Origin of the sequence: Tessaracoccus lubricantis, assembly GCF_039544535.1 — a bacterium.
GTDB lineage: Bacteria > Actinomycetota > Actinomycetes > Propionibacteriales > Propionibacteriaceae > Arachnia > Arachnia lubricantis.
On sequence record NZ_BAABLV010000070.1, the window covers coordinates 1 to 604 of the forward strand.

Genomic DNA, 604 nt, shown 5'->3' on the forward strand with positions numbered 1-604 from the left:
ATGCCGGGCCTCGAGGAACTGCAGGGTGCCGCTGGTGGTGTTGGTGGCGAACGCTTGATACCGCCACCCGTCGTGGGCTTCGAACAGCGACAACTGCGCCCCCGGATGCGGGCGTTCCCGGCGCAGGATCACCCGCATCCCGGCCGGCCAACTGGTCAAGTCCAGCAGTCCGGTGACCTCAGCGACCTCCCCGCCGTCTCGGACCTCACCATCAGCCTTCAGCGCCGGAGACCAGGACCCGACGGGCAGTTCGGTGATGGCGTGGCGCACGTTCTCCCCGATGGTGAACCCCACGCTGTAGTCCAGGCTGCGGCCTCTGACTTGGCCTTGCGCACGGAGCCAGTCCAGCAACTGGTGAGAGGCGCCGGCACCGTCGCAGCGGATCAACAGGTTCCGGCGATACGGCATCGGGACCTGAGCGATCGCCTCTCCCAGGACCTGGATGTGGTCGGCGGCGGTGTTCGACCCGGCCCGGCCTGTCCGCAGCGCGGCGGCGAGGAACTCCCCGGTGTTGTCGCACCACACACCGATCGGGTGATACCCGAACGTCTTCTTAAACGTCGGCGACGCCAACTCCTTCTCCGAGTGCGTCACCACGATCGTG

1 protein-coding gene is annotated in these 604 nt (G+C 67.4%); it reads right to left on the minus strand.

Features of this window, described 5'->3' with window-relative positions:
- Window positions 1-594, minus strand: a 594-nt coding sequence (locus tag ABEA30_RS15870; protein WP_345584604.1) for a transposase, incomplete at its 3' end; no start/stop codon positions are given.
- Window positions 595-604 lie beyond the last annotated feature (10 nt).